The sequence below is a fragment of the Micromonospora sp. II genome (assembly GCF_001709195.1).
GTDB lineage: Bacteria > Actinomycetota > Actinomycetes > Mycobacteriales > Micromonosporaceae > Micromonospora > Micromonospora chalcea.
In genome coordinates, this window is sequence record NZ_LYXF01000005.1 from 144,041 (window position 1) to 166,329 (window position 22,289).

A 22,289-nucleotide genomic window follows, 5' to 3' on the forward strand; every position below is an offset into this window, starting at 1 on the left:
TCACATCTCGTCGAGCAGCCAGCGGGCCGCCTCGACGTTGCCGGGGAAGACCTGGTCGCCGCCGATGCTCCAGGCCACCGTCTGGCCGATCGCCCAGCCGCGTACCCGCTCCCGGTCCAGGCCCAGCTCGGCGCTGAGACGGTCGAGCCGGTGCCGGACCGCCGCCGGGGAGTGGCCCAGCTCGGCGCCGCGCACCAGCGGCACCACCGCGAACTCCCGCTCGCCGACCAGCGGCTTCGGGTCGATCACCAGCCACGGTTCGCGTCCCGCCGCCAGGATGTTGCCGGCGTGCAGGTCCTGGTTGACCAGCACCTGCTGACCCTGGCTCGGCGCCAGGTCGGCGAGCAGCCCGAGCGCGGCGTCCAGCAGCCGCCGCTCGTACGGGCGGTTGGCCCGCTGCCAGTTGCCCGGCATCCGCTCCGCCCAGCCGGCCGCCTCCTCGGCGAGCGGAGTGAACGGCGGTCCGGCCGGCACCCCGAGGCGGGGCAGCAGCTCGACCGCCACGTCCAGCGCGGCGTCGGGCGGCAGGCCGTACAGCGGGGTGCCGGGGTCACAGCGCTCGACGAGCAGCGCGCGCCGGCCCGGATCGTGGGCGAGCAGCCGGATCGCGCCCCGGCCGTCCCAGTGCGCCAACGCGGTGGCCTCGTGACGGCTGTCGTCGTCCGGATACTGCAGCTTCAGCACCGCCCGCGTCCCGTCGGGCAGCGTCGCGGGCAGCGCCAGCGACGCGAACGCGTACCCGAACGGCGGCCCGACCGTCAGCTCCCACCGTGCGACGCACGCGGCGAGCCGGTCCGGCAGCTCCGCGAGCCAGGCCCGCCCGGCCTCCGTCCGCTCGACCCAGCGCAGGCTCTCAGGAATGTCACACCGCATCCGGTCATCCTGGCCGAGCGAGGCGACCGGCCGTGCACCGCGGCGTCCTCGACGCGCACGCCGACGAAGTGACGCTCATGGCCGTCCCGGCCCTCGCCGAGCGGCCTGACGAAGACGAGATGGATCAACCGGACGGTGCTCATCTGCCCGAGATCACCGCCGACGCCGGTCCCACCCTTGACGCATGCACGCCTCCCACCAGCTCGCCGAGGTGGCGGCATCATCACCCTTGATCACCACCACCTCGCCGAGGTGGTGGTGTCGCGGAGCCGTTGATGCCACCACCTCGGCGACCTGGTGTTGATCAAGCTGGGCCGTGGCTGTCAGTCGGCGGGCAGCATTCGGCACCCGGTGTTGACCAAGGAGTTCGCGTCACCGGAGCGCCAGAAATTCGCCGCAAACTCCTTGATCAACTGGCAGGAGTGGAGGGTTCGGCGCGGGACGTCAGGTGCCGGGTGTGGTTGGGGAAGGGGCGCCGGTGTGATCCGCGGTCAGGGGAGCCGGGCCGGGGCAGTCGTCGTGCCCGGCCCGGTGCCCGTCCGGATCTACCGTCCGTCCGGGGTCGGTCGGCGGCGGCGGGCCAGCAGCATCAGGCCGGCGCCGACGATCAGGAGAGCCCCGCCGCCAGCCACCAGCGGCGCGGTGGCGGGACCGGTGATCGGAAGCCCTCCGGTGCCTCCGCCTCCGACGGTGCCACCGCCTCCGCCGCCGCCCGGCGAGGGCTCGCCGCCGGGTGTCGACACGCGTACGGTGACCACCTCGGACACGCCGACCGTCGCCGGGTCTTCACTCGGGACGACTACGCGGTAGCGCAAGGTGCCGGGTGTCTTCGGCGTGATGGGGATGCGGTACGCGCCGCGGTCTCCGCTCGTCAGGTCGGCGGCCACCTTCCGCCACGTCCTGCCCTGGAGTTGCTGTAGTTCGATGTTCCAGCCGGCGTCGGGCTTCACCTCGCCGGTGATGGTGACTGTGGTGCCGGGCGTGACGGTGGTGCGGTTCGCTTTCGCCGTGACTGTCGGCTTCACCCGGGGATGGTCTGCCGTGACGACGATGTAGGACGGTGCGACCCTCGAGTTGGACGGACGGGTGATGCCGACGCACTTGAGGTAGCTGTCGCCCTTCGGATAGGTCCGGGAGAACGTGCCGTCGGCCTTGGTGGTGCCGTTGGGCTCGCTGTGATATTCAACGCAGAGGTTGTCGGTGCCGAAGAAGATGGGCTGGTTACCGATGCCCTCGCCGGTGTCCTCGTAGTAGAACCGTCCCGCCACGGTCAGCGGTCCGTCACCGACCAGCGGGTTCGGGGTGAGACGCATGGTGACCGCGGGCCGGTGTGTGCCGGTGACCTCCAGCCTGGTGTCCGCCGAGGCGGGCGGGTCGACGTCGAGCCGGTTCCAGGCGGCGTCCGTCGCCACCAGACGGTGGACCTCCCAGGTGCCGTTCCAGGTCGACGGCACGTGGATCGTCGCGCTCCAGGTGCCGTCCTGCGGGGTGCCGGCGGTGAGCGACAACTCGGCGCCGTCGGTGCGGTCCGTGCCGACGAGGCGCAGACCGACGTAGGGCAGGGAGCCGCCGTCCATCTCGGAGGCCTCGACCACGCCGGTGTCGTCGGTCAGGTGCACCGTCACCGTCACCGGCACCAGGTCGACGCCCGAGACGGAGACCGCGTCGGGTGAGACCGTGACGTCCACCAGCACCGGTGGCGTCCGATCCGCCGCAACCGCCCGGGAAGGCGTGGCGGTGGCGGAATGCGCAGCGGTCGCGGAAGGCGTGGCGGTCGCGGAAGGCGTGGGGGTCGCGGAAGGCGCGGCGGCTGCGGGCGGAGCGGCGACCAGGACACCGCCGGGCAGCAGGAGAAGAGCCGTCGCGGCCATGCGCCACACTCGCATGTCGGTGCCCTTCCGAGGTCGATCGGTAACGGAGAGTTCTCCTCTCGGTACCGTACTCCGTCGATGTGTTGCCGGCTGCCCCGTCGGCCTGTCGATTCGCCGGGACGGTCGGCCGAGGACCCCGGCCGACCCGCCCTCCGACTCGGCCGGCGGCTCAGCGCAGCCGGCGGATGTCCCCGTATGCCCGGTAGAAGCCGCCCCGGCCGGACTCGCGGACCTCGGTGACCAAAAAGCGCGCGCCCGGCTCGCGGATGCCCTTGGGGAACTGCACCGGCCAGTCCCGCCGGTAGCCGTCGGCCAGAACGTGGACGCGCAGCCGGCCGCCCTGCTCGACGCACTGCACCAGCACGCCGTCGCGGTCGTCGGTGGTCACCTCGACGGACGTCCAGGCGGCCGGCTCGGGCAGCCGGGCCGGCGCCTTCACGTCGACCACGTCCGGCACGCTGCCCGCCTCGGCCGCCCGGATCGCCGCCTCGCTCGCGTCGATGCAGGCCAGGTGGCCGCTCGTGGTGACCACGTAGAGCCGGTTGTCGTGGTACTGCATCGAGTACGCCGAGCCGCAGCCGGTGCCCAGCTTCCACAGCCGGTTGCCGGCCTGGTCGAAGCAGTAGATCGAGGAGGCGCTGTCGCCCGCGAACACGTACCGGCCGCCCTCGGCGGTGGCGCAGGAGAAGACCGCGGCGTCACAGCGGTACGTCTGCTCGGCCCGCCCGTCCTTGCGCAGGCGGACCACCTCGCGGGTGCCGGTGCCGGCGAACACGGCGTCCCGTTCCTGCCAGCCGAACAGGACCGCCCCGGTGCCGGTGTGCCACAGTTCCCGCCCGGTACGCCAGTCGTAGCCGGTGACCCCCTGCGAGTGGCCGTGGTAGATCGCGTCGGCGTCGCAGCGCACCATCCACGCGGACCGGCCGCGCCCCGGCCGGCGCCAGAGGAACTCGTCCTCGTGGTCGATCGCCGAGATGCCGCCGTCGCGATCGGACACGCCCAGCACGCCGTCGTGGATGTCCAGCCAGTAGATGTCGATCTCGGGCGCGATCGCGTACGCGGCGCGCGGCACCTTGCCGGACAGGTCGTAGACGTTGCCGTCGTCGCAGCCGGCGTAGACCCAGGCGTCGTCGGCGACGATGCACTTCACCCCGTCGGGGAGCCGGACCTGGTTGACCAGCCGGGCGTCGTGGTCGAGCGTGGTGATCACGCCGTGCTCGTTGCCGACCATGCAGTGCCGGTCGTCGACGAAGATGCCGAAGGCGGGCGCGCCCGAGGCGTACCGCCAGAGGACCGGCGCGGTGCGGGCGGTGGAGCGGGTGCTGACGATCTGCCGGCGCGAGACCGTGCGCTTCTGGCGTACGCCGCGCACCGCCGGGGCGTACCCCTTGCGGACCTTCTCGCCGATCTTCTTCGCGGCGGCGGCGCGGGCGCGGGCGTTGTCCGGGAAGGTGCTCGTCTTCACCTGGCCCTGGTCGCCGATGCGCCCGTAGCGCACGGTCATCGCGGTGTCGTCGACCACCACCTCGTAGAACTTGTGCGCTCCACCGTCCACTTCGGACAGTTCGAGGTAGGTCGTCTCCTGTGACATGGGGGTTTACCTCCGAGGGGAAGTGCCGGACCGGCAACGCGCACACGCTAACGCCGGGCACCGACAAACCCGGGTCTCGGTGTTAAGAAGGGGCCCTTCCTCTACCGGAGGCGTTAATAGGGGGCCCTTCCTTACATAGCGGCGGCGAGGGCGTCGACGGCCTTGCGGGCGGCGATCAGCACCGGGTCCCACACCGGGGCGTACGGCGGCGCGTACCCCAGGTCGAGCGCTGTCATCTCGTCCACCGTCATGCCGTTCCACAGCGCCACGGCGAGCGCGTCGATCCGCTTGGCCGCCTCGGACCAGCCGACGATCTGCGCCCCGAGCAGCCGCCCGCTGGGCCGCTCGGCGATCAGCTTGACGGTCATCTCCCGCGCGCCCGGGTAGTAGCCGGCCCGGTTCGTCGACTGGGCCAGCACCGTGACGAACTCGAAGCCGGCGTCCAGCGCGTCCCGCTCGCGCAGCCCGGTGCGGCCCACCTCCAGCTCGCAGACCTTGGTGACGGCGGTGCCGATCACGCCGGGGAAGGTGGCGTAGCCGCCGCCGATGTTGATGCCGGCGACGCGGCCCTGCTTGTTGGCGTGCGTGCCGAGCGGGATGTGTACCGGCATGCCGCTGACCCGGTGCAGCGACTCCACGCAGTCGCCCGCCGCCCAGACACCGGGCACGCCGGGCACCCGCATCCGGCGGTCGGTCCGCACCGCGCCGGAGGGACCGATCGGCAGGCCGGCGGCCTCGGCGAGCGCGGTGTTGGGGCGTACCCCGAGACCCAGGACCACGACGTCGGCCGGGACCGGTCCCTCGTCGGTGACCACGGCGGAGATCCGGCCGTCCCGCTCCTCCAGCCCGGTGACGGTGAGGCCGGTGCGGACGCCGATGCCGGTGGCACGCATCGCGTCGGCCACCAGCTCGCCCATGTCCGGGTCCACAGTCGACATCGGCTGGTCGGCCTGCTCCACGAGCTGGACGGAGAGCCCGCGCTGCACGAGCGCTTCGGCCATCTCGACGCCGACGTAACCGCCGCCGACGACGACCGCGCGCCGGGGCCGGGGCTCGCGTTCGAGCCAGTCGATGAGCGCCGCGCCGTCGTCCAGCGTCTGCACGCCGAACACGCCCGACACGTCGTCGCGTGCCCAGTCCGGCTGCACCGGGGACGCGCCGGTGGCGTACACCAGGGTGTCGAAACCGGCGCGGACCTCGCCACCGCCGTCCAGGTCCCGCGCGATCACCTCGCGGCGGTCCAGGTCGACGGCGGTGACCTCGTGCCGGGTACGGACCTCGATGCCGAAGTCGTCGCGGAAGGTCTGCGGGTCACGGGAGATCAGTTCGTCCCGCTCCTCCACGAGGCCGCTCACCCAGTAGGGGATGCCGCAGGCCGAGTAGGAGGTGAAGTGCCCCCGCTCGAACGCGACGATCTCCAGGTCGGAGCGGTCGCGGCGGCGGCGACGCGCCTGCGACGCCGCCGACATGCCGGCGGCGTCGCCGCCGATGACGATCATGCGCTCCGCCACGCCGCCCATCCTGTCACGCCGGGACACGGCCGTGCGGCCGCTCAGCCACGGGTCTGGCGTGCCACGTCCGTGACCACGTCGACGAGCCGCCCGGTACGCGCGAACACCGCCCGCTGCCGGGCCGCTCCACTGCCGTGCCGGCGCAGCCCGCCCAGCAGATCGGTCACCCGGTCCAGGTCGCCGTGCCGATCCAGTTCCGGGCGCAGCCGGTCGACGAGCCGGTCCAGCAGCTCCCAGGCCGGGCGCAGCTCACCGTCGGTCAGGTCGACGCCCTCGCCCTCCAGCCCGTCGTGGGCGGCCCGCCAGTGCGCCGCGACGAGCAGGTGGTGGTCGGTGTTGACGGCGGGACGGCCGGCGGCGATGTCGGTGAGCGCGGTCGCCACGAGCGCGCGGACCAGCGCGGCGACGAGCACCGCGTCGTCCACGGTCGGGCAGACGTCGCCGATCCTGATCTCCACGGTGGGGTACTTGGCGGAGAGCCGGGCGTACCAGTAGAGCATTCCCTCGTCCAGCATCACGCCGCTGGCGATGAGCTGCCGGATGAGCCGCTCGTAGTGCTCGTGCGACTCCAGGTACGGGGTGGGCGCGACCGACGGCCAGCGTTCCCACTCCACCGAGCGCCAGCTCGCGTACCCGGTGTCCTCGCTGCGGGAGAACGGGGAGTTCGCGGTGACCGCCTGCAGGATCGGCAGCCACGGCCGGACGTGGTTGAGCACCTGCACGCCGGTGTCCGGGTCGGGGATGCCGACGTGCACGTGCATGCCGTTGTTGCCGGGACCGGGCACCAGCAGCCGGAACCGCTCGATCATCCGGTCGAAGCGGGGCTTGTCCACCACCGGCGGCACCGGCCCGTCGACCGGTCCGGTGCCGATCGCGAGCAGCCGTACGCCGGCCCGCTCGGCCGCGTCGGCCAGTTCGGCGCGCAGCATCGACAGCGAGTGCCGGATCGAGGACAGGTCCAGCCCGGGCGGGCTGCCGATCTCGATCTGGCTGGTCTGGAACTCGCGCTCCACCTGACCGCGCAGCTCGGCCGGCACCTGCTCCATGACCAGGTCGACGGCGGGTACGGCGGTCCCGGTGTGCGGGTCGGCGAGCAGGAACTCCTCCTCGACGCCGACTGTCAGCAGGTCGGTTCCGCCCGACGCGGCGCTCCGCTCCCGCTCCGCCACTGAGCCACTCATCGCCACCACCGTCTCCTCCGGACCACTCGCGGCACGGTGCCGCGTGGCCGAGGACCTGTTACCCACCGTGTCCGTTCCGGAAAACGTGCCGGTGGGCGTGTCGGCGCCGGTTCGCCCGTTCGGGTCGGTCGAGTGCGTTCGCGCACGGGGCAGCAGGGCGTGACACGGCGGGATACCGTGGTCGCGTGGCGGGGATGCTGGCGGTGCTGACGGGGGCGTGGGCGTACGCGCTCGCCCTGTTCGCCGACCGGCCGGCCGGGCTGCTCGCCGGCGCGGCGGTGGTCGCCGCGCTGCTGCTCGCCACCCTGCTCGCGCTGCGGGTCCGCGCGCTGCCCACGCCGCCCGGCACCCGGTTCGCCGCCGCGTTGCGGGCCCGCGCCCGCCGTCGCGGCGTTCCCCGCCAGGTCGACCCGAACGCGCCGGGGCGTCCGCGCCCCCGCGCACCCGGCCTGCGCCCCTCGGCCGCGTAGCCACCCTCCGGCCCGCGCCGGCGGGCCGCCGTTTCCTTCCCGGCTTTCGCGGCCGATTCCGTCGTCATCCGTCCCGCCGTGCGGCACGTCGCCGCCCGGGACACCCGGAATCGCCATCGAGGGGTCCACCCATGCTCGCCTTCGCACCGTTGCACTCCGCGGCGTCGGCCGCGGCCACCGTCGTCACCTGGCTCGCCGACGTGCTCGCCCCGCTCACCGGCGGCGCCGCCACGGCGGCCGCCATCGTCCTGTTCACCGCCGCGGTCCGGCTGCTGATCTCGCCGCTGACAGTGGCCCAGGTCCGCGGGGAGCGGCGCCGGACCGCACTCGCCCCCGAGGTACGGGAACTCCAACGCCGGTACGCCGACGACCCGGCCCGCCTCCAGACCGAGTTGTTCGCGCTCTACCGCAACGCCGGGGCCAGTCCGGTCGCGGGCTGCCTGCCGGCGCTGTTGCAGGCGCCGTTCTTCCTGGTCATGTACCGCCTGTTCGCCACCGGTGACGGCGCGCCGCAGCTGCTGGGGGAGCGGCTGGCCGGCGTACCGCTGGGGTGGCACCTCGGCGACGGCCTGGCCGGCCCGGTGCCGCTGGTGTTCGGCGTGCTGCTGGCCGCGTTGCTCGCGCTGGCCTGGTGGTCGTCGCGGCGGATGCGCCGGGCGGCAGCCGCCACCGGCACCGTGGCCGGGACGCCGACCGAGGGTCCGGGCGCGGCGGTGCTCGGCCGGCTGCTGCCGCTGCTGCCGTACGGGACGGTGCTCGTCGCGCTGGTGGTGCCGCTGGCGGCGGTGCTCTATCTGGTGACCACCACGGCGTGGACGGCGCTGGAGCAGGTGGTGCTGCGTCGCCCGCAGCCGGCGGCAGCCATCGACAAGCGTTGACAAGTGCGGGGGCGGGCGCGTAGAAATCGCTCTCAGAGAGCGCTCTCCCGGACCCGTCCCCGCAGAGAGGCACCCCGAATGAACCCGATCCCGGCGGCTCCGGCCGCCTCCGCCACCGTGCCCCGATCGCGCCGCCGCCTCGCCCTGGCCGCGGGTGTGCTCGCGCTCACCACAGCGCTCGCGGGCGTCTCGATGACCGCCCAGGCCGCGGTGCCCCCGACTCCCTCCGGCTGGAGCCTGGTGTGGAGCGACGACTTCACCGGCTCGGCCGGCACGCTGCCCTCGTCCGCCAACTGGATCATCGATACCGGCACCAGCTACCCGGGCGGCCCGGCCAACTGGGGCACCGGCGAGATCCAGACCTACACCTCCAGCACCGCCAACCTGGCCCACGACGGCTCGGGCAACCTGCGCATCACGCCGCTGCGGGACTCGGCCGGCCGCTGGACCTCGGCCCGGATCGAGACGGTACGGGCGAACTTCAAGCCGCCGTCGGGCGGCGTGCTGGCCCTGGAGGGCCGGATCCAGATGCCGAACGTGACCGGCGCGGCGGCATCCGGGTACTGGCCGGCGTTCTGGGCGCTCGGCTCGCCGTACCGGGGCAACTACCAGAACTGGCCTGGTATCGGCGAGTTCGACGTGATGGAGAACGTCAACGGGATCAACTCGGTCTGGGGCGTGCTGCACTGCGGCGTCGCGCCGGGCGGCCCGTGCGGGGAGTTCAACGGCATCGGCGCGTCCCGGGCCTGCCCGGGCAGCACCTGCCAGTCGGCGTTCCACACCTACCGGTTCGAGTGGGACGCCTCGATCAGCCCGCAGCAGCTGCGCTGGTACGTCGACGGCCAGCTCTTCCACACCGTCGGGCAGAACCAGATCGGTGAGCCGTACTGGAGTCAGATGACCAACCACGCCGGCTACTTCCTGCTGCTCAACGTGGCGATGGGCGGCGGCTTCCCGGACGGTGTGGCCGGCTCGGCGACGCCGACCGCGTCGACGGTGTCCGGCCGGTCGATGCTCGTCGACTACGTGGCCGTCTACACCCGGGGTGGCGGGAGCAACCCGTCGCCGACCCCGACCACGCCGCCGCCGGGCGGGGTGCGTGACGCCTACTCGACGATCCAGGCCGAGTCGTTCAACGCGCAGAACGGCGTGCAGGTGGAGACGTGCTCCGAGGGCGGCCAGGACATCGGCTGGCTCGCCAACGGCGACTGGGCCCGCTACGACAACGTCGACTTCGGCTCCACGCCGCCGCGCGACTTCGTGGCCCGGGTGGCCTCCGGCGCGGCGTCCGGGGTGAGCGGGCTGGTGGAGGTCCGGGTGGACAGCCCGACCGCGCCGCCGATCGGCAGTTTCGCGATCGGCAACACCGGCGGCTGGCAGACCTGGCGCTCGGTGCCGGGCAACGTCGGCGCGGTGACCGGGCGGCGCACGGTCTACCTGACGTTCAGCAGCGGGCAGCCGTCCGACTTCGTCAACGTCAACTGGTTCACCTTCCGTCGCTGAGGCCGATGGGGGCGCGACCCGGACCCCGGTCCGGGTCGCGTCGAACCGGTGCTGGACAGAAACAGTTAACACTCCTAATAATAGGCGCACGTCGACGGTTGTGAATCCCTCTCCCCCCCCGCCCGTCCCCTGGAGGACGCCGTGAGACTCCGCCCCCGCCTGGCGACGCTCGCCGCCGCGCTGACCACCGCCGTGGTCGCCGGCGCGCTGCTCGCCGCCCCGCCCGCCTCCGCCGCCACCGCGGCCTTCGTCCGCACCTCCAGCTGGAGCAGCGGGTACGAGGCCCGGTTCACCGTCACAAACGACAGCTCCGCTGCCATCTCCTCGTGGAACGTCCAGTTCGACCTGCCGTCCGGCAGCACGCTCGGCTCGTTCTGGGACGCCCGCCTCACCACCTCCGGCCAGCACGTCACCGCCGTGAACCAGTCCTGGAACGGCGCGCTCGCCCCGGGCGCCAGCACCAGCTTCGGCTTCGTCGTCAGCGGCACCGGCGACCCGGTGAACTGCACCGTCAACGGCGCCTCCTGCGCCGGCGGCGGCAACCCCGGCAACCCGGGCGCGCCCGCCACCCCCGGCGGCCTGCGGGTCACCGGCACCACCGCGTCGTCGGTCTCGCTCGCCTGGAACGCGGTCTCCGGCACCGTCACCGGCTACCGGGTCTACGAGGGCAGCACGGTCAAGGCCACCGTCACCGGCACCTCGGCCACCGTCTCCGGGCTGGCCGCGTGCAGCGGGCACAGCTACACGGTGACCGCGTACAACGGCAGCGGCGAGTCGGCGAAGTCGGCGGCGGTCGCGGCCACCACCAGCGGCTGCACCGGTGGCGGCGGGGGCGCGATGGCCGCCGCTCCCTACCTCTACCCGGGCTGGGGCGACCCGCCCGCGCCGTCCACCGTGATGGGCGCGACCGGGATCAAGTGGTTCACCATCGCGTTCGTGCTCTCCGGCGGCGGCTGCACCCCGGCCTGGGACGGCAGCGGTCCGCTGACCGGCGGCACGCACGCCGCCACCATCGCCGCGATCAAGGCGGCCGGCGGCGACGTCATCCCGTCCTTCGGCGGGTGGAGCGGCAACAAGCTCGGCCCGAACTGCTCGTCCGCCGCCGCGCTGGCCGGCGCGTACCAGCAGGTCATCAACGCGTACGGGCTGAAGGCCATCGACATCGACATCGAGAACAGCGACGAGTTCGAGAACGAGGTGGTGCAGGACCGCATCCTGGACGCCCTGAAGATCGTCAAGCAGAACAACCCGGGGATCAAGACGATCATCACGTTCGGCACCTCGACCACCGGGCCGTCGTACTACGGCACCCGGCTGATCAACCAGGCCGCGGCCAAGGGCGCCGGGATCGACGTGTTCACGATCATGCCGTTCGACTTCGGCGGCGGCGCGAACATGTACCAGAGCACCGTCAACGCGGCCGAGGGCCTGAAGACCGCGCTCAAGAACGCGTTCGGCTGGTCCGACGCCACCGCGTACGCCCACATGGGCCTGTCCGGCATGAACGGCCTCTCCGACCAGCAGGAGCTGACCTCGCCGGCCACTTGGACGCAGATCCGCGACTGGGCGAAGGCGCGCGGCCTGGCCCGGTTCACGTTCTGGTCGGTCAACCGGGACCGGCCCTGCCCCGGCGGCGGCGTGGTCGCCAACTGCTCCGGCATCGCGCAGAACACCTGGGAGTTCACCGGCATCACCGCGGGCTTCTGAGCCCGCGACGCGGTCAGCGCCCGGCGGTCACCGACTGCCGGGCGCGCCGCCGGCGCACCTTCTTCACCGCCCAGCTCACGATCATGAAACCGAAGACGGCGAAGATCGCGTAGTTGAACCACGAGCTGTACCTGTCGACGTCCTCCCACCGCGACCCGAGGGTGAACCCGGCGCCGACGATCAGCGCGTTCCACACCCCGCTGCCGAGCGTGGTGAGCAGGATGAACTCACCGAGCGGCATCCGGTTCGCGCCGGCCGGGACGGAGACCAGGCTGCGGACCACCGGCACCACCCGGCCGATCAGCACCGCCCACCGCCCGTGCCGTTCGAACCAACGGTCGGCCTTCTCCAGATCCTGCAGGTCGACCAGCGGGATGTGGTCCAGCCAGCGCTTGAGCCGCTCCTCGCCGAGCGCCGCGCCGAGCCAGTAGAGCACCAGCGCGCCGAGCAGCGAGCCGACCGTCGCGGCGAGCACGATGAACACCACGTTGAACCGGCCCTCGGCGGACAGGTAACCGGCCATCGCCAGCACGATCTCGCTCGGGATCGGCGGGATGATGCTCTCCAGCGCCACCAGCAACGCCACGCCGACCGCGCCGAGCGAGTCGATCACGCTCGCCACCCAGCCGGTCAGCCCGGTGAACTGGTTCGGGTCGACGTCCTGGGCCAGGGCCATGTCGGTCCTTCCACGCGAGAGCCGGAGATCCGAAAGTGTTACCCGGACCGGCCGGTGTCACACCTGTGACTCAGCCCTCCGGGTGCAGCGCGGCGTCCGCCGGACCCTGTCGCCAGCCGGTGAAGCGGACCCGCAGCCCGCCCCGGCTGGGCGAGCAGCAGTACGGCCCGGCCGACGCCTGCGCCGCCGGGTCGAGCGGGGCGACGCGGACCAGCCGCCACGGCTCGTCGTCGCACCGGGCCCGGACGGTCAGCGCGTCCCCGGCCCGGCTCACCCGGACCGTCACCTCCCGGCCCGACCACTGCGGCACCGGCGCCACCGACCAGTCCGAGAACTCGTCGGTGACCACGGCGCCGACCTGCGGCGCGCCGTCGCTCACCTCGACCCCGGCCTTGGTCCACCGCCGCTCGTCCACCCGGACCAGCACACCGGCCTGATCGAACTGCTCCGAGTAGTCGAGGAGGAAAGACACCTCCACGGCGCTGCCCGCGCCGAACGGCGCGAGCAGTGCCGAGCCGTCGTCGTGCACGAAGCCGTAGCTGGTGCGCCGCCAGAAGTCGCTGCCGCCGTGCGGCTCGACGAGCAGGCCGCCGTCGACCGGCTCGGCCCGCTCGGGCGGGTTCAGCCAGTGGCCGGCGGACCAGTCGTACGCCTCGTTCATCCCGGCACCGTACCGGGTTTGACGGCGCGCACGTTCGGAGAAGTAGTCCTCGCATGGGTGACAGGTGGTATCAGGAGGCGGTCGTCTACTGCCTCGACGTCGACACGTACGCGGACTCCGACGGCGACGGAGTGGGTGACTTCCAGGGGCTGATCGGCCGGCTGGACTACCTGGCCCGGCTCGGCGTGACCTGCCTGTGGCTGAACCCGATCCATCCCTCGCCCAACGAGGACGACGGGTACGACGCGACCGACTTCTACAACGTCGACCCGCGACTGGGCACGCTCGGCGACTTCGCCGAACTGCTGCACCAGGCGAGCAACAGGGGCATCCGGGTGATCATCGACCTGGTGGTCAACCACACCTCGGACCAGCACCCGTGGTTCCAGTCCGCCCGGTCCTCGCCGGACTCGCCGTACCGGGACTGGTACGTCTGGGCCGACCACGAGCCGGCCGACCGCCACCAGGGCATGGTCTTCCCGGGCGAGCAGCACGAGACGTGGACCTACGACCGGACCGCGAAGGCGTGGTACTACCACCGCTTCTACAAGTTCCAGCCGGACCTGAACATCGAGAACCCGAAGGTCCGCGCGGAGATCAAGAAGATCACCTCGTTCTGGCTCCAGCTCGGCGTCTCCGGCTTCCGGATGGACGCCGTGCCGTTCATCATCGAGCGCACCGAACCGGGCAACCCGAACTCGCCGAAGGACTTCGACTTCCTCACCGACCTGCGTCAGCACGTGCAGTGGCGACGTGGCGACGCGGTCCTGCTGGCCGAGGCGAACGTGGAGCCGGACGAGCTGCCCGTCTACTTCGGTGACGGCAGCGGCTCGGGCAACCGGATCCACATGCTGTTCGACTTCATGCTCAACGGCCGGCTGATGCTCGCCCTGGCCCGGGAGGACCCGGAGGTGATCATCGAGGCGTTGCGGGACACCCCCAAGCTGCCCACCGGCGGTCAGTGGGCCACGTTCCTGCGCAACCACGACGAGATCGACCTGTCCCGGCTCACCGCCGACCAGCGCAACGACGTGCTGGCGAAGTTCGGCCCGGACGAGAACATGCAGCTCTACGGCCGGGGCATCCGCCGTCGTCTCGCGCCCATGCTCGGCAACGACCGCCGGCACATGGAGCTGGCGTACTCGCTGCAGTTCTCGCTGCGCGGCACGCCGGTGCTGCGCTACGGCGAGGAGATCGGCATGGGGGAGGACCTGTCGCTGGACGGGCGCGACGCGATCCGCACGCCGATGCAGTGGTCCTACGCGGACAACGCCGGCTTCTCCACCGCCGAGCCGGAGAAGCTGGTCCGCCCGGTGATCGACAAGGGCGAGTACGGCTACCAGAACGTCAACGTCACCGCCCAGCGCAAGGACCCGCGCTCGCTGCTCGGCTGGTTCGAGCGGATGATCCGGACGCTGCGGGAGGCGCCGGAGACCGGCTCGGGCAGCACCACCCACATCGACGTGCCGATGCCGCCGGGCGTGCTCGCGCACCGCGCCGACGGGCGTACCGGGACGATGGTCTTCCTGCACAACCTCGGCACCGAGGACGTCGAGGTGGACCTGAGCACGCTGGCCCCGGAGGCGGACCTGCCGATCGACGTGCTGAGCGACCGCAACTACGAGGACGTGGGCAAGCTCGACCGGCTCAAGCTCGGCGGGTACGGCTACCGGTGGATCCGGCTCTGCCGGGGCCACGGGCGGTAGGCGCGGCGTACCGGCGGGTTAAGCTCCTTCGATCGAGCCACAAGTTACCGGGAGGTAAGCATGTCGGAGGAGCCCCGCATCGCCGTCGTCACCGGAGCCGCGCGCGGCATCGGGGCGGCGACCGCCCGCCGGCTGGCGGCCGACGGCATGGCCGTCGCCGTGGTCGACATCGACGAGTCCGCCACCAAGGAGACGGTGGACGCCATCGGCTCGGCCGGCGGCCGGGCGCTCGGCGTCGGCGCCGACGTGTCCGACCGGGCCCAGGTCGAGGCAGCCGTGGAGCGGATCGCCGCCGAGCTGGGCGCACCGACAGTGCTCGTCAACAACGCGGGTGTGCTGCGCGACAACCTGCTGTTCAAGATGACCGAGGGCGACTGGGACACGGTCATGGGCGTGCACCTGCGCGGCGCGTTCCTGTTCAGCCAGGCCGCGCAGAAGCACATGGTCGAGGCGAAGTGGGGCCGGATCGTCAACCTGTCCAGCACGTCCGCGCTCGGCAACCGGGGCCAGGCGAACTACTCGGCCGCGAAGGCCGGCCTCCAGGGCTTCACCAAGACGCTGGCGATCGAGCTGGGCCCGTTCGGGGTGACTGTCAACGCGGTCGCGCCGGGCTTCATCGTCACCGACATGACCGCCGCCACCGCGGCCCGGATGAAGGTCGACTTCGACGCGCTCCAGAAGCACGCCGCCGCCGAGATCCCGGTACGCCGCCCCGGCCGCCCGGAGGACGTCGCGCACACCATCTCGTTCCTCGCCAGCGAGGGCGCGTCGTTCGTCTCCGGCCAGGTCATCTACGTCGCCGGCGGTCCGAAGGACTGACCGGCCCCCGACCCGGCGCGGGCCCGCTCAGGCGGGGTCGCGCCGGGTGCGCCAGAGCCAGAACAGACCGAGCACCGGCAGCACCAGCGGCACGTAGCCGTAGCCGCTGCCGAAGCCGGACCAGACCGTCTCGTCCGGGAACAGCTCCTTGTCGGCGATGCTCAGCACACCGACGCCGAGCACCCCGACCAGTTCGACGGCGCAGCAGGCCAGCGCGACCCGGCGGCCGGCGTGCCCGGCCCGGGCCAGCCCGACCGCCGCCACGATGTAGATCAGCGCCGCCACCGCGGACAGCAGATACGCCACCGGCGCCTCGTCGAACTTCGTGGCGATCTGCAGGCCGGCCCGCGAGGTCGCGGCGATGGCGAAGACGATGTAGACGGCGATCAGCAGCCGGCCCGGGCCACGGTTGGTGGCGCGATGCTCGTGCGCGGTCGTGGTGTCAGCCACCGAGCGCCTCCCAGGTCTGCTGGAGCCGGACCGCCACGACCGGCGTGACAAGGCAGATCGCGCAGACGATGCCCGAGCCCCACCGGGTCGGCTCCATCCGCGCCAGCACCCAGGCCAGCGGCGGCAGGCAGACGAGCGTCGCCAGGTAGCCGAAGAACGCGCCCGGCTCGCCCGGCCGCTCGCCGCCGCCGAGCGCGACGAGCGCCACCACGGTCAGCGCGAGCAGCGCCACCTCCAGCACGGCCAGGCCGACGAACTGGATCCGGTCCGGCGGCCGGTGGCGTACCGCCGCCACCAGGGCCCAGAGCGCGACCGCCAGCGAGATCACGATCGCGACCGTGGCGAGCGGCCCGTCCACCGGCGATCCGGCGGCCGCCGCGACGGTCGTCGACACAGTGTCGTTCACCGGCACAGCCTACTAACCGGTGTAGTAGCGGCCCGCCCGCCGGGTCGAGGCGCGCCGGACCGGCCGGACGACTAGCGTGGATCACGGTCCCGGCGTACGCCGGTGGCGGACGTCGACGGCAGGGGGTCCGGGTGCGGTTCGGGTTGTTCGGCACGGGTTACTGGGCGGCGCAGACGCACGCGGCGGCCATCGAGGCGCACCCGCGGGCCCGGCTCGCCGGCGTGTGGGGGCGCAACCCCGCCAAGGCGGAGGAGCTGGCCACCCGGCACGGCGTACCGGCCTTCACCGACGTCGACGCGCTGATCGACGCGTGCGACGCGATCGCCGTGGCGCTCCCGCCGGACGTGCAGGCCGACATCGCTGTCCGCGCCGCCACCGCCGGGCGGCACCTGCTGCTGGACAAGCCGTTGGCGCTCGACCTCGCCGGCGCCGACCGGGTGGTCGACGCGGCCCAGGCGTCCGGTGTGGCCTCGGTGGTCTTCTTCACCCAGCGCTTCCACCCGAACGTCACCGGGTTCCTCGCCTCGACCGCCGCGGCCGGCGGCTGGCAGCACGCCCGGGCCACCATGTTCGCGTCGATCTTCCAGCCGGGGAACCCGTACGGCGACTCGACCTGGCGGCGGGAGCGCGGCGCGCTCTGGGACATCGGCCCGCACGCGCTGTCGCTGATCCTGCCGGTGCTCGGCCGGGTCACCCAGGTCGCCGCGATGGACGGCCCGAGCGGCCTGGTGCACCTGCTGCTCACCCACGACGGCGGCGCCACCAGCTCGCTCTCGCTCACCCTGGACGCGCCGTCCGAGGCGGTCACCCGGGACTTCGTCTTCTTCGGCGAGAACGGCACCGAGACCGTCCCGCCCGGCGAAGGCAGCGCGCTCCAGGCGTTCTCCACCGCGCTCGACCAGCTGCTGGAAGAGGTCGACGCGGGCACCCGCGACCACCGCTGCGACGTGCGGTTCGGCCGCGAGGTGGTGGCGGTGCTCGACGCCGCCGAGACCGCAAGGTCGCAGGGCCGCACCGTCGAGCTGTAAGGAAGGGCCCCTTATTAACGCCTCCGGTAGAGGAAGGGGCCCCTCTTAACACCCGCAGGTCAGGCGCCGGCCAGCGTGACGATCGCCTCGCCCAGTTCGGTGGGGGACTGGAACTCCTCGGCCGGCAGGGACCGCAGCGCCTGCAGCGCCTCGGTGCTGGCACCGTTCTCCTGGCCCCAGCGAACCAGGTCCTCCCGGGAGACCGGGTAGTCCAGCCCGGCCAGGAACTCCTGCAACTGCGCGCCGGTGACGGTCATGCCGCCCGGCTACCCAATGAGCCCGGTGCCATGCCCCCCGCCGGGCCCGCGTCCGCCGCCACGCCCGCCTCGCCGGACCCGGGCCGCAGCCGCCGCCGTACGCCCGCCGCCCGACTCGACGGCGGCGGTTTGCCCCGGCGGGCCCCGGGTAGCCGCGGACATGCTGGTACAGCGGCTCGGCGCGCCGAGCGACTTCGACCCGCTGCTGGAGCGCGTCCGGGACGCCCGCGTGGTGATGATCGGCGAGGCGACGCACGGCAGCTACGACTACTACCGGCTGCGGGAGCAGTTGACCCGGCGGCTCATCGCCGAGCAGGGGTTCGACTTCGTGGCGGTGGAGGGGGACTGGCCGGACTGCGACAGGGTGCACCGGTCGGTGGTCGGCGCGCCGGACGGGCTCGCCGATCCGCTGGTCGCGCTGGAACGGTTCGAACGCTGGCCCACCTGGATGTGGGCGAACGCCGAGGTGGCCCGCTTCTGCCGCTGGCTGCGGGCGTGGAACCTGGAACGCCCGGAGGGGGAACGGGCCGGCTTCCACGGGCTGGACGTGTATTCCCTCTGGGAGTCGATGCAGGCCATCTTCGACTACCTGGGCGAGGAGGACCCGGCCTCGCTGGAGGCGGCGCAGGAGGCGTACCGCTGCTTCGAGCCGTACGGCAAGCGGCCCGAGGAGTACGCGATGGCCAGCCGGTTCGTCTCCGCCCGGTGCGAGGAGGAGGTGGTCCGGCTGCTGGCGCGTACCCGGGAACAGGCCGCCGCGGACGGCCCGGACCGCTTCTCGGCCTGGCAGAACGCGGAGGTGGTGGCCGGCGCGGAGCGGTACTACCGGGCCATGGTCGGCGGCGGCCCCGAGTCGTGGAACGTGCGCGACATCCACATGGCCGACACGCTCGACCGGCTGCTCGACCGGTACGGGCCGGGCTCGCGGGGAATCGTGTGGGCGCACAACACGCACGTCGGCGACGCCCGGGCCACCGACATGGCGGCGGACGGGATGGTCAACATCGGGCAGTTGGGCCGGGAACGGCACGGCCGGGACACGGTGGCGCTGATCGGCTTCGGGAGCTGGCGCGGCAGCGTGATAGCCGCTCCGCGCTGGGGTTCCCCGGCCGAGGCGATGGTGGTGCCGCCGGCCCGGAAGGGCTCGGTGGAGCACCGGCTGCACGAGCTGATGCCGGACCGGGCGGTGCTGGTCTTCGGCGGCGACGACCAGCCGGAGTGGGTGACCGGCGAGGCGGACCACCGGGCCATCGGGGTGGTGTACGACCCGAGCTTCGAGTCCTGGGGCAACTACGTGCCGACCCGGCTGGGCGAGCGCTACGACGCGTTCATCTGGTGCGACGAGACCACGGCGCTGCACCCGCTGCCGGCGCACGTCACGCCCGGCGAGATGGAGACGTACCCGGCGGGGGTGTGACCGGGTGGGGCCCGTCGGACCCCACCCGGTACGGCTCACACCTGGGCGTGCTGCTTCTCGGCGAGGTGGGCGCGCAGGCCCTCACCCTCGACGTCCACGTTGGGCAGGATCTTGTTCAGCCAGCGCGGCAGCCACCAGGCGGCGTTGTTCAGCAGCGACATGACCGCCGGCACGATGGTCATCCGGACCACGAACGCGTCGATGGCAACACCGATCGCGAGCGCGAAGCCCATCGACTTGATGATCGGGTCCTCCAGGAAGACGAAGCCGCCGAACACCGAGATCATGATGAGCGCGGCGGCGGTGACCACCCGGGCGCCGTGCCCCATGCCGTTGATGGTGGCCTGCTGCGCGGTATCGCCGTGCACGAAGTCCTCGCGCATCCGGGAGACCAGGAAGACCTCGTAGTCCATGGCCAGGCCGAACAGGATGCCGATGAGCAGGATGGGCAGGAAGCTGACCAGCGGGGCCGGGGTGTCCAGGCCGACCAGGTCGGCCAGGTGGCCCTGCTGGAACACCGCCACGGTGATGCCGAACGTGGCCGCCACGGTGAGCAGGAAGCCCAGCGCCGCCTTGACCGGCACCAGGATCGACCGGAACACCAGCATCAGCAGCAGGATCGACAGGCCCACCACCAGCAGCAGGTAGACCGGCAGCGCGTCGGAGAGCTTCTCGGACACGTCGATGCCGACCGCGGTGACGCCGGTGAGCAGCACGTCGGCGTTCTGGATGCCGGCGACCTGCTTGCGGATGTCCTGCACCACCGTCTCGGTGGCCTCGTCGGTCGGCCCGCTCTCCGGGATCACGCCGAGCAGCGCGGTACGCCCCGACGGGTCGACCTGCGGCGGGGCCACCGCGAGCACCCCGTCGGTCTTCTGGATCAGCGCGGTGACCTGCGGGATGGCGGCCTGGGTCGCCTGCGGCGAGTCGGCGGTCACCACGACCGCGAGCCGGCCGGTGAAGCCGGGGCCGAAGCCCTCCCGGATCAGGTCGCTGCTGACCCGGGCCGGGGTGCCCTCGGCGGCGGCGGAGGCGTCCGGCAGCGCCAGGCGCATGTCCTGGGCCGGGATCGCGAGCAGGCCGAGGCCGAGCAGCCCGACCAGGATCACCGGGATGCGCAGCTTGGTCACCCACCGCGCCCAGCGGAAGCCGAAGCCGGAACGGTCCTCCGAGCCGGTGGCCGGGTCCTCGACCGCCTTGCGGTCACGCAGCTTGCGCGGCAGCACCTTGTAACCGGCGAAGCCGAGCAGCGCCGGGGCCAGCGTGATCGCCACCAGCACGGCGATCGTGACGGTGCCGGCCGCGGCCAGGCCCATCACGGTGAGGAACGGGATGCCCACCACGGCCAGGCCGGCGAGCGCCACCACCACCGTGGCGCCGGCGAAGACCACAGCCGAGCCGGCGGTGCCGACCGCGCGGCCGACCGCCTCCTCCGGGGAGAGCCCGTCGAGGAGGTTCTGCCGGTGCCGGGAGGTGATGAACAGCGAGTAGTCGATGCCGACCGCGAGGCCGAGCATCAGCGCCAGGATCGGCGCGGTGCTGGTCAGCTCGACCGCGCCGCTGAGCGCGAACAGACCGGCCATGCCGACGCCGACGCCGATCAGCGCGTTCAGCATGGTCATCCCGGCCGCCACGAGCGAGCCGAACGTGATCACCAGGACGATCGCCGCGACGAGCACGCCGATGGCCTCGGTCGAGCCGACCTCCGGCTCGGCGTTCAGCACCTCGCCGCCGGGGGCGATCTGCCAGCCCTGCGCCTCGGCCTGCTCGCCGACCTTCTCGTACGCGTCGCGCTGCTCGTCGGTGATCTCGTCGACCCCGCCGGCGAACTGCACCTGGATCAGCGCGTAGCGGCCGTCCGGGGTGAGCGCCTGCGCCTGGTACGGGTCGACCGCGCCGACCACGCCGGGCAGCGTGGCCGCCTCCTGCGTGACCTGCTTGACCAACCCCTGGCCGGCGGGCGTGGTGAGCGCGCCGTCCTGTGGCGCCTTGATCGCGATCGTGCCGGTGGCGCCGCTGGCCGCCGGGAAGCGGTCGGCGAGCAGGTCGATCGCCTTCTGCGACTCGGTGCCGGGCATGGTGAAGTTGCTCGCCGTCGGGCCCCGCAGCGTGGCCGCGGCCAGGCCGAGGCCGACGAGTACGACGAGCCAGATGACGGCGACGAGTCGCCGTCGGCGCAGAGATGCCCGGCCGAGCCGGTACAGCAGGGTCGCCATGGACCTTCCTTGTCCTCGCAGGTTCGGATCAGATGGAGACTTCGAGCGCGCGGTACGCCACGGCGAGCAGCGCGGGTCGCAGCTGTTCGTCGGGGATGTCCAGGAACTCGCCGCAGGTCTCGGCGATGCCGGCGAGCACGACGAGCGCCGCGACCCGGGCCTCGGGCCGGTCGGAGAAGCCGGCGAACGCCGCGACCAGCCGTTCGGAGATCTGCTGGATGTGCATGAACGTGGGCTGCTGGAGCAGGTCGGAGAACTCGCCGCGGAGCAGCGCGATCTCGCGGCGGAAGCGGACCGCCAGGTCGACGAAGCCCTCCGCCGCGACGCGCTGGGCGTCCGCGCCGGTGTGCTCGGCGATCCGGGTGTCGAGTTCCTCCAGCACCGCGATGGCCGGCGCCATCAGCTCGCCGAGCAGCGCGTCCTTGCTGGCGAAGTGGTAGAGCACTGTGGCTTTGGAGCAGCCGACCTCACGGGCGATGTCCTGGAGTGAGGTGCCCTTGTAGCCGGTGACGGCGAACCGCCGAGCCGCCGCGGTGAGCAACTCGTCGTGGGTGGCCGGGGTGGGGCGCGCCATGACATCAAGCATGCCTGACCGATCGGTCAGGTGCTGACCGATCGGTCAGATGGAGCGCGTGGTGTTCGCCACATAAGGGCGATTTCAGTTGTTCAGGCCGGTGGGTGGCCGTGCCTACGGTCGTACTCGGCCCGGGCCGCGCTGATCGCCTCGCGGTGCCGTTCGGCCCAGCTGGTCAGCGCCACCAGCGAGTCGTACAGCTCGCGGGCCATCGGGGTGGCCGTGTACTCGACCTTCGGCGGCACGCAGGGGTGAACGTGCCGGTCCAGCAGCCCGTCCCGCTCCAGGTTGCGCAGCGTCAGCGTGAGCATCCGGCGGCTGATCCCCTCCACCCGGCGCTCCAGCTCGGTGAAGCGGACCGGGCCGGCCGAGGCGGCGATCAGGATGCCGATGGCCCACTTCCCGCCCACCCGGTCCAGCGCCTCCCGCACGGTGCAGGCGCTCGCCTGCTCCGCCGCGCCCGATCCGCACCGGTCCGCCTCTGCCTCGCCCAC

20 protein-coding genes and 1 pseudogene are annotated in these 22,289 nt (G+C 72.6%); 8 read left to right on the forward strand and 13 right to left on the reverse strand.

Annotated elements, in window-relative coordinates:
- The 5 genes from A8711_RS02895 to A8711_RS02920 form a co-directional block, all read right to left on the reverse strand.
- The gene (locus A8711_RS02895) at positions 1 to 873 is read right to left on the reverse strand and encodes an aminoglycoside phosphotransferase family protein (RefSeq protein ID WP_069087375.1); all 873 of its coding nucleotides are present in this window, start codon (positions 871 to 873) and stop codon (positions 1 to 3) included.
- A gap of 545 nt (positions 874 to 1,418) precedes the next feature.
- Complete coding sequence (locus A8711_RS32335) at positions 1,419 to 2,567, reverse strand: hypothetical protein (RefSeq protein WP_043328572.1); 1,149 nt, start codon at positions 2,565 to 2,567, stop codon at positions 1,419 to 1,421.
- Positions 2,568 to 2,913: 346 nt separating this feature from the next.
- On the reverse strand, positions 2,914 to 4,335 hold the full coding sequence (locus A8711_RS02910; RefSeq protein ID WP_069087377.1) for a WGR domain-containing protein: 1,422 nt from the start codon (positions 4,333 to 4,335) through the stop codon (positions 2,914 to 2,916).
- A gap of 131 nt (positions 4,336 to 4,466) precedes the next feature.
- On the reverse strand, positions 4,467 to 5,846 hold the full coding sequence (locus A8711_RS02915; protein WP_069087403.1) for an FAD-dependent oxidoreductase: 1,380 nt from the start codon (positions 5,844 to 5,846) through the stop codon (positions 4,467 to 4,469).
- Positions 5,847 to 5,887: 41 nt separating this feature from the next.
- Positions 5,888 to 7,036 carry a glutamate--cysteine ligase gene (locus tag A8711_RS02920; protein WP_043328575.1) on the reverse strand — a complete coding sequence of 383 codons (1,149 nt, stop codon included), beginning with the start codon at positions 7,034 to 7,036 and terminating at the stop codon, positions 5,888 to 5,890.
- A 185-nt stretch (positions 7,037 to 7,221) separates the two neighbouring features.
- Between A8711_RS02920 and A8711_RS02925 the strand changes: the two genes are divergently transcribed.
- From A8711_RS02925 to A8711_RS33040, 4 genes are all read left to right on the forward strand, one after another.
- Positions 7,222 to 7,497: a DUF6412 domain-containing protein gene (locus tag A8711_RS02925; protein WP_043328576.1), complete on the forward strand. Its 276-nt coding sequence runs from the start codon at positions 7,222 to 7,224 to the stop codon at positions 7,495 to 7,497.
- Between the two features lie 131 nt (positions 7,498 to 7,628).
- On the forward strand, positions 7,629 to 8,375 hold the full coding sequence (locus tag A8711_RS02930) for a membrane protein insertase YidC (RefSeq protein ID WP_043328577.1): 747 nt from the start codon (positions 7,629 to 7,631) through the stop codon (positions 8,373 to 8,375).
- Positions 8,376 to 8,453: 78 nt separating this feature from the next.
- Complete coding sequence (locus A8711_RS02935; protein WP_069087378.1) at positions 8,454 to 9,878, forward strand: carbohydrate-binding protein; 1,425 nt, start codon at positions 8,454 to 8,456, stop codon at positions 9,876 to 9,878.
- A 141-nt stretch (positions 9,879 to 10,019) separates the two neighbouring features.
- On the forward strand, positions 10,020 to 11,585 hold the full coding sequence (locus A8711_RS33040; RefSeq protein ID WP_069087379.1) for a cellulose binding domain-containing protein: 1,566 nt from the start codon (positions 10,020 to 10,022) through the stop codon (positions 11,583 to 11,585).
- 13 nt (positions 11,586 to 11,598) lie between these two features.
- On the opposite strand, the gene A8711_RS02945 is transcribed toward A8711_RS33040, so the two are convergent.
- Positions 11,599 to 12,261, reverse strand: coding sequence for a DedA family protein (locus A8711_RS02945; RefSeq protein ID WP_043328580.1), 663 nt, complete (start codon positions 12,259 to 12,261; stop codon positions 11,599 to 11,601).
- Between the two features lie 70 nt (positions 12,262 to 12,331).
- Complete coding sequence (locus A8711_RS02950) at positions 12,332 to 12,922, reverse strand: DUF1349 domain-containing protein (protein ID WP_069087380.1); 591 nt, start codon at positions 12,920 to 12,922, stop codon at positions 12,332 to 12,334.
- Between the two features lie 53 nt (positions 12,923 to 12,975).
- Here A8711_RS02950 and A8711_RS02955 point away from each other — a divergent pair, with 53 nt between their 5' ends.
- Together A8711_RS02955 and fabG are read left to right on the forward strand one after the other, a co-directional pair.
- The gene (locus tag A8711_RS02955; RefSeq protein WP_043328583.1) at positions 12,976 to 14,628 is read left to right on the forward strand and encodes an alpha-amylase family protein; all 1,653 of its coding nucleotides are present in this window, start codon (positions 12,976 to 12,978) and stop codon (positions 14,626 to 14,628) included.
- A gap of 60 nt (positions 14,629 to 14,688) precedes the next feature.
- Positions 14,689 to 15,447: a 3-oxoacyl-ACP reductase FabG gene (gene fabG, locus A8711_RS02960; RefSeq protein ID WP_043328584.1), complete on the forward strand. Its 759-nt coding sequence runs from the start codon at positions 14,689 to 14,691 to the stop codon at positions 15,445 to 15,447.
- Here fabG and A8711_RS02965 read toward each other — a convergent pair.
- Positions 15,420 to 15,897: pseudogene (locus A8711_RS02965) on the reverse strand (hypothetical protein). The gene fabG and the pseudogene A8711_RS02965 sit on opposite strands and share 28 nt — an antisense overlap.
- Positions 15,890 to 16,303, reverse strand: coding sequence for a hypothetical protein (locus tag A8711_RS02970; RefSeq protein WP_082931094.1), 414 nt, complete (start codon positions 16,301 to 16,303; stop codon positions 15,890 to 15,892). Before A8711_RS02970 ends, A8711_RS02965 begins: the two are co-directional and overlap by 8 nt.
- Positions 16,304 to 16,434: 131 nt before the next feature.
- Here A8711_RS02970 and A8711_RS02975 point away from each other — a divergent pair, with 131 nt between their 5' ends.
- Positions 16,435 to 17,331 (forward strand): Gfo/Idh/MocA family protein, encoded by an 897-nt coding sequence (locus tag A8711_RS02975; protein WP_069087381.1) that lies wholly within the window; start codon positions 16,435 to 16,437, stop codon positions 17,329 to 17,331.
- A gap of 59 nt (positions 17,332 to 17,390) precedes the next feature.
- On the opposite strand, the gene A8711_RS02980 is transcribed toward A8711_RS02975, so the two are convergent.
- A complete protein-coding gene (locus tag A8711_RS02980; RefSeq protein WP_043328589.1) occupies positions 17,391 to 17,588 on the reverse strand; it encodes a DUF2795 domain-containing protein in 198 nt (65 codons plus the stop codon).
- A gap of 160 nt (positions 17,589 to 17,748) precedes the next feature.
- Here A8711_RS02980 and A8711_RS02985 point away from each other — a divergent pair, with 160 nt between their 5' ends.
- Positions 17,749 to 19,005: an erythromycin esterase family protein gene (locus A8711_RS02985; RefSeq protein WP_064447850.1), complete on the forward strand. Its 1,257-nt coding sequence runs from the start codon at positions 17,749 to 17,751 to the stop codon at positions 19,003 to 19,005.
- A gap of 35 nt (positions 19,006 to 19,040) precedes the next feature.
- Here the strand turns inward: A8711_RS02985 and A8711_RS02990 are convergent, their stop codons facing one another.
- From A8711_RS02990 to A8711_RS03000, 3 genes are all read right to left on the reverse strand, one after another.
- The gene (locus A8711_RS02990) at positions 19,041 to 21,221 is read right to left on the reverse strand and encodes an MMPL family transporter (protein WP_069087382.1); all 2,181 of its coding nucleotides are present in this window, start codon (positions 21,219 to 21,221) and stop codon (positions 19,041 to 19,043) included.
- A gap of 28 nt (positions 21,222 to 21,249) precedes the next feature.
- Positions 21,250 to 21,795 (reverse strand): TetR/AcrR family transcriptional regulator, encoded by a 546-nt coding sequence (locus tag A8711_RS02995; RefSeq protein WP_043328594.1) that lies wholly within the window; start codon positions 21,793 to 21,795, stop codon positions 21,250 to 21,252.
- 92 nt (positions 21,796 to 21,887) lie between these two features.
- Complete coding sequence (locus tag A8711_RS03000; RefSeq protein ID WP_043328596.1) at positions 21,888 to 22,289, reverse strand: helix-turn-helix domain-containing protein; 402 nt, start codon at positions 22,287 to 22,289, stop codon at positions 21,888 to 21,890.

Bases quoted from the DNA above. Each gene is read 5' to 3' on its own strand.
- A8711_RS02980 (WP_043328589.1), bottom strand. From the start codon at position 17,588: ATGACCGTCACCGGCGCGCAGTTGCAGGAGTTCCTGGCCGGGCTGGAC.
- A8711_RS02995 (WP_043328594.1), bottom strand. From the start codon at position 21,795: ATGGCGCGCCCCACCCCGGCCACCCACGACGAGTTGCTCACCGCGGCG.
- A8711_RS02950 (WP_069087380.1), bottom strand. From the start codon at position 12,922: ATGAACGAGGCGTACGACTGGTCCGCCGGCCACTGGCTGAACCCGCCC.
- A8711_RS02910 (WP_069087377.1), bottom strand. From the start codon at position 4,335: ATGTCACAGGAGACGACCTACCTCGAACTGTCCGAAGTGGACGGTGGA.
- A8711_RS02935 (WP_069087378.1), top strand. From the start codon at position 8,454: ATGAACCCGATCCCGGCGGCTCCGGCCGCCTCCGCCACCGTGCCCCGA.
- A8711_RS02925 (WP_043328576.1), top strand. From the start codon at position 7,222: ATGCTGGCGGTGCTGACGGGGGCGTGGGCGTACGCGCTCGCCCTGTTC.
- A8711_RS02930 (WP_043328577.1), top strand. From the start codon at position 7,629: ATGCTCGCCTTCGCACCGTTGCACTCCGCGGCGTCGGCCGCGGCCACC.
- A8711_RS02985 (WP_064447850.1), top strand. From the start codon at position 17,749: ATGCTGGTACAGCGGCTCGGCGCGCCGAGCGACTTCGACCCGCTGCTG.
- fabG (WP_043328584.1), top strand. From the start codon at position 14,689: ATGTCGGAGGAGCCCCGCATCGCCGTCGTCACCGGAGCCGCGCGCGGC.
- A8711_RS02955 (WP_043328583.1), top strand. From the start codon at position 12,976: ATGGGTGACAGGTGGTATCAGGAGGCGGTCGTCTACTGCCTCGACGTC.
- A8711_RS02945 (WP_043328580.1), bottom strand. From the start codon at position 12,261: ATGGCCCTGGCCCAGGACGTCGACCCGAACCAGTTCACCGGGCTGACC.
- A8711_RS02895 (WP_069087375.1), bottom strand. From the start codon at position 873: ATGCGGTGTGACATTCCTGAGAGCCTGCGCTGGGTCGAGCGGACGGAG.
- A8711_RS02990 (WP_069087382.1), bottom strand. From the start codon at position 21,221: ATGGCGACCCTGCTGTACCGGCTCGGCCGGGCATCTCTGCGCCGACGG.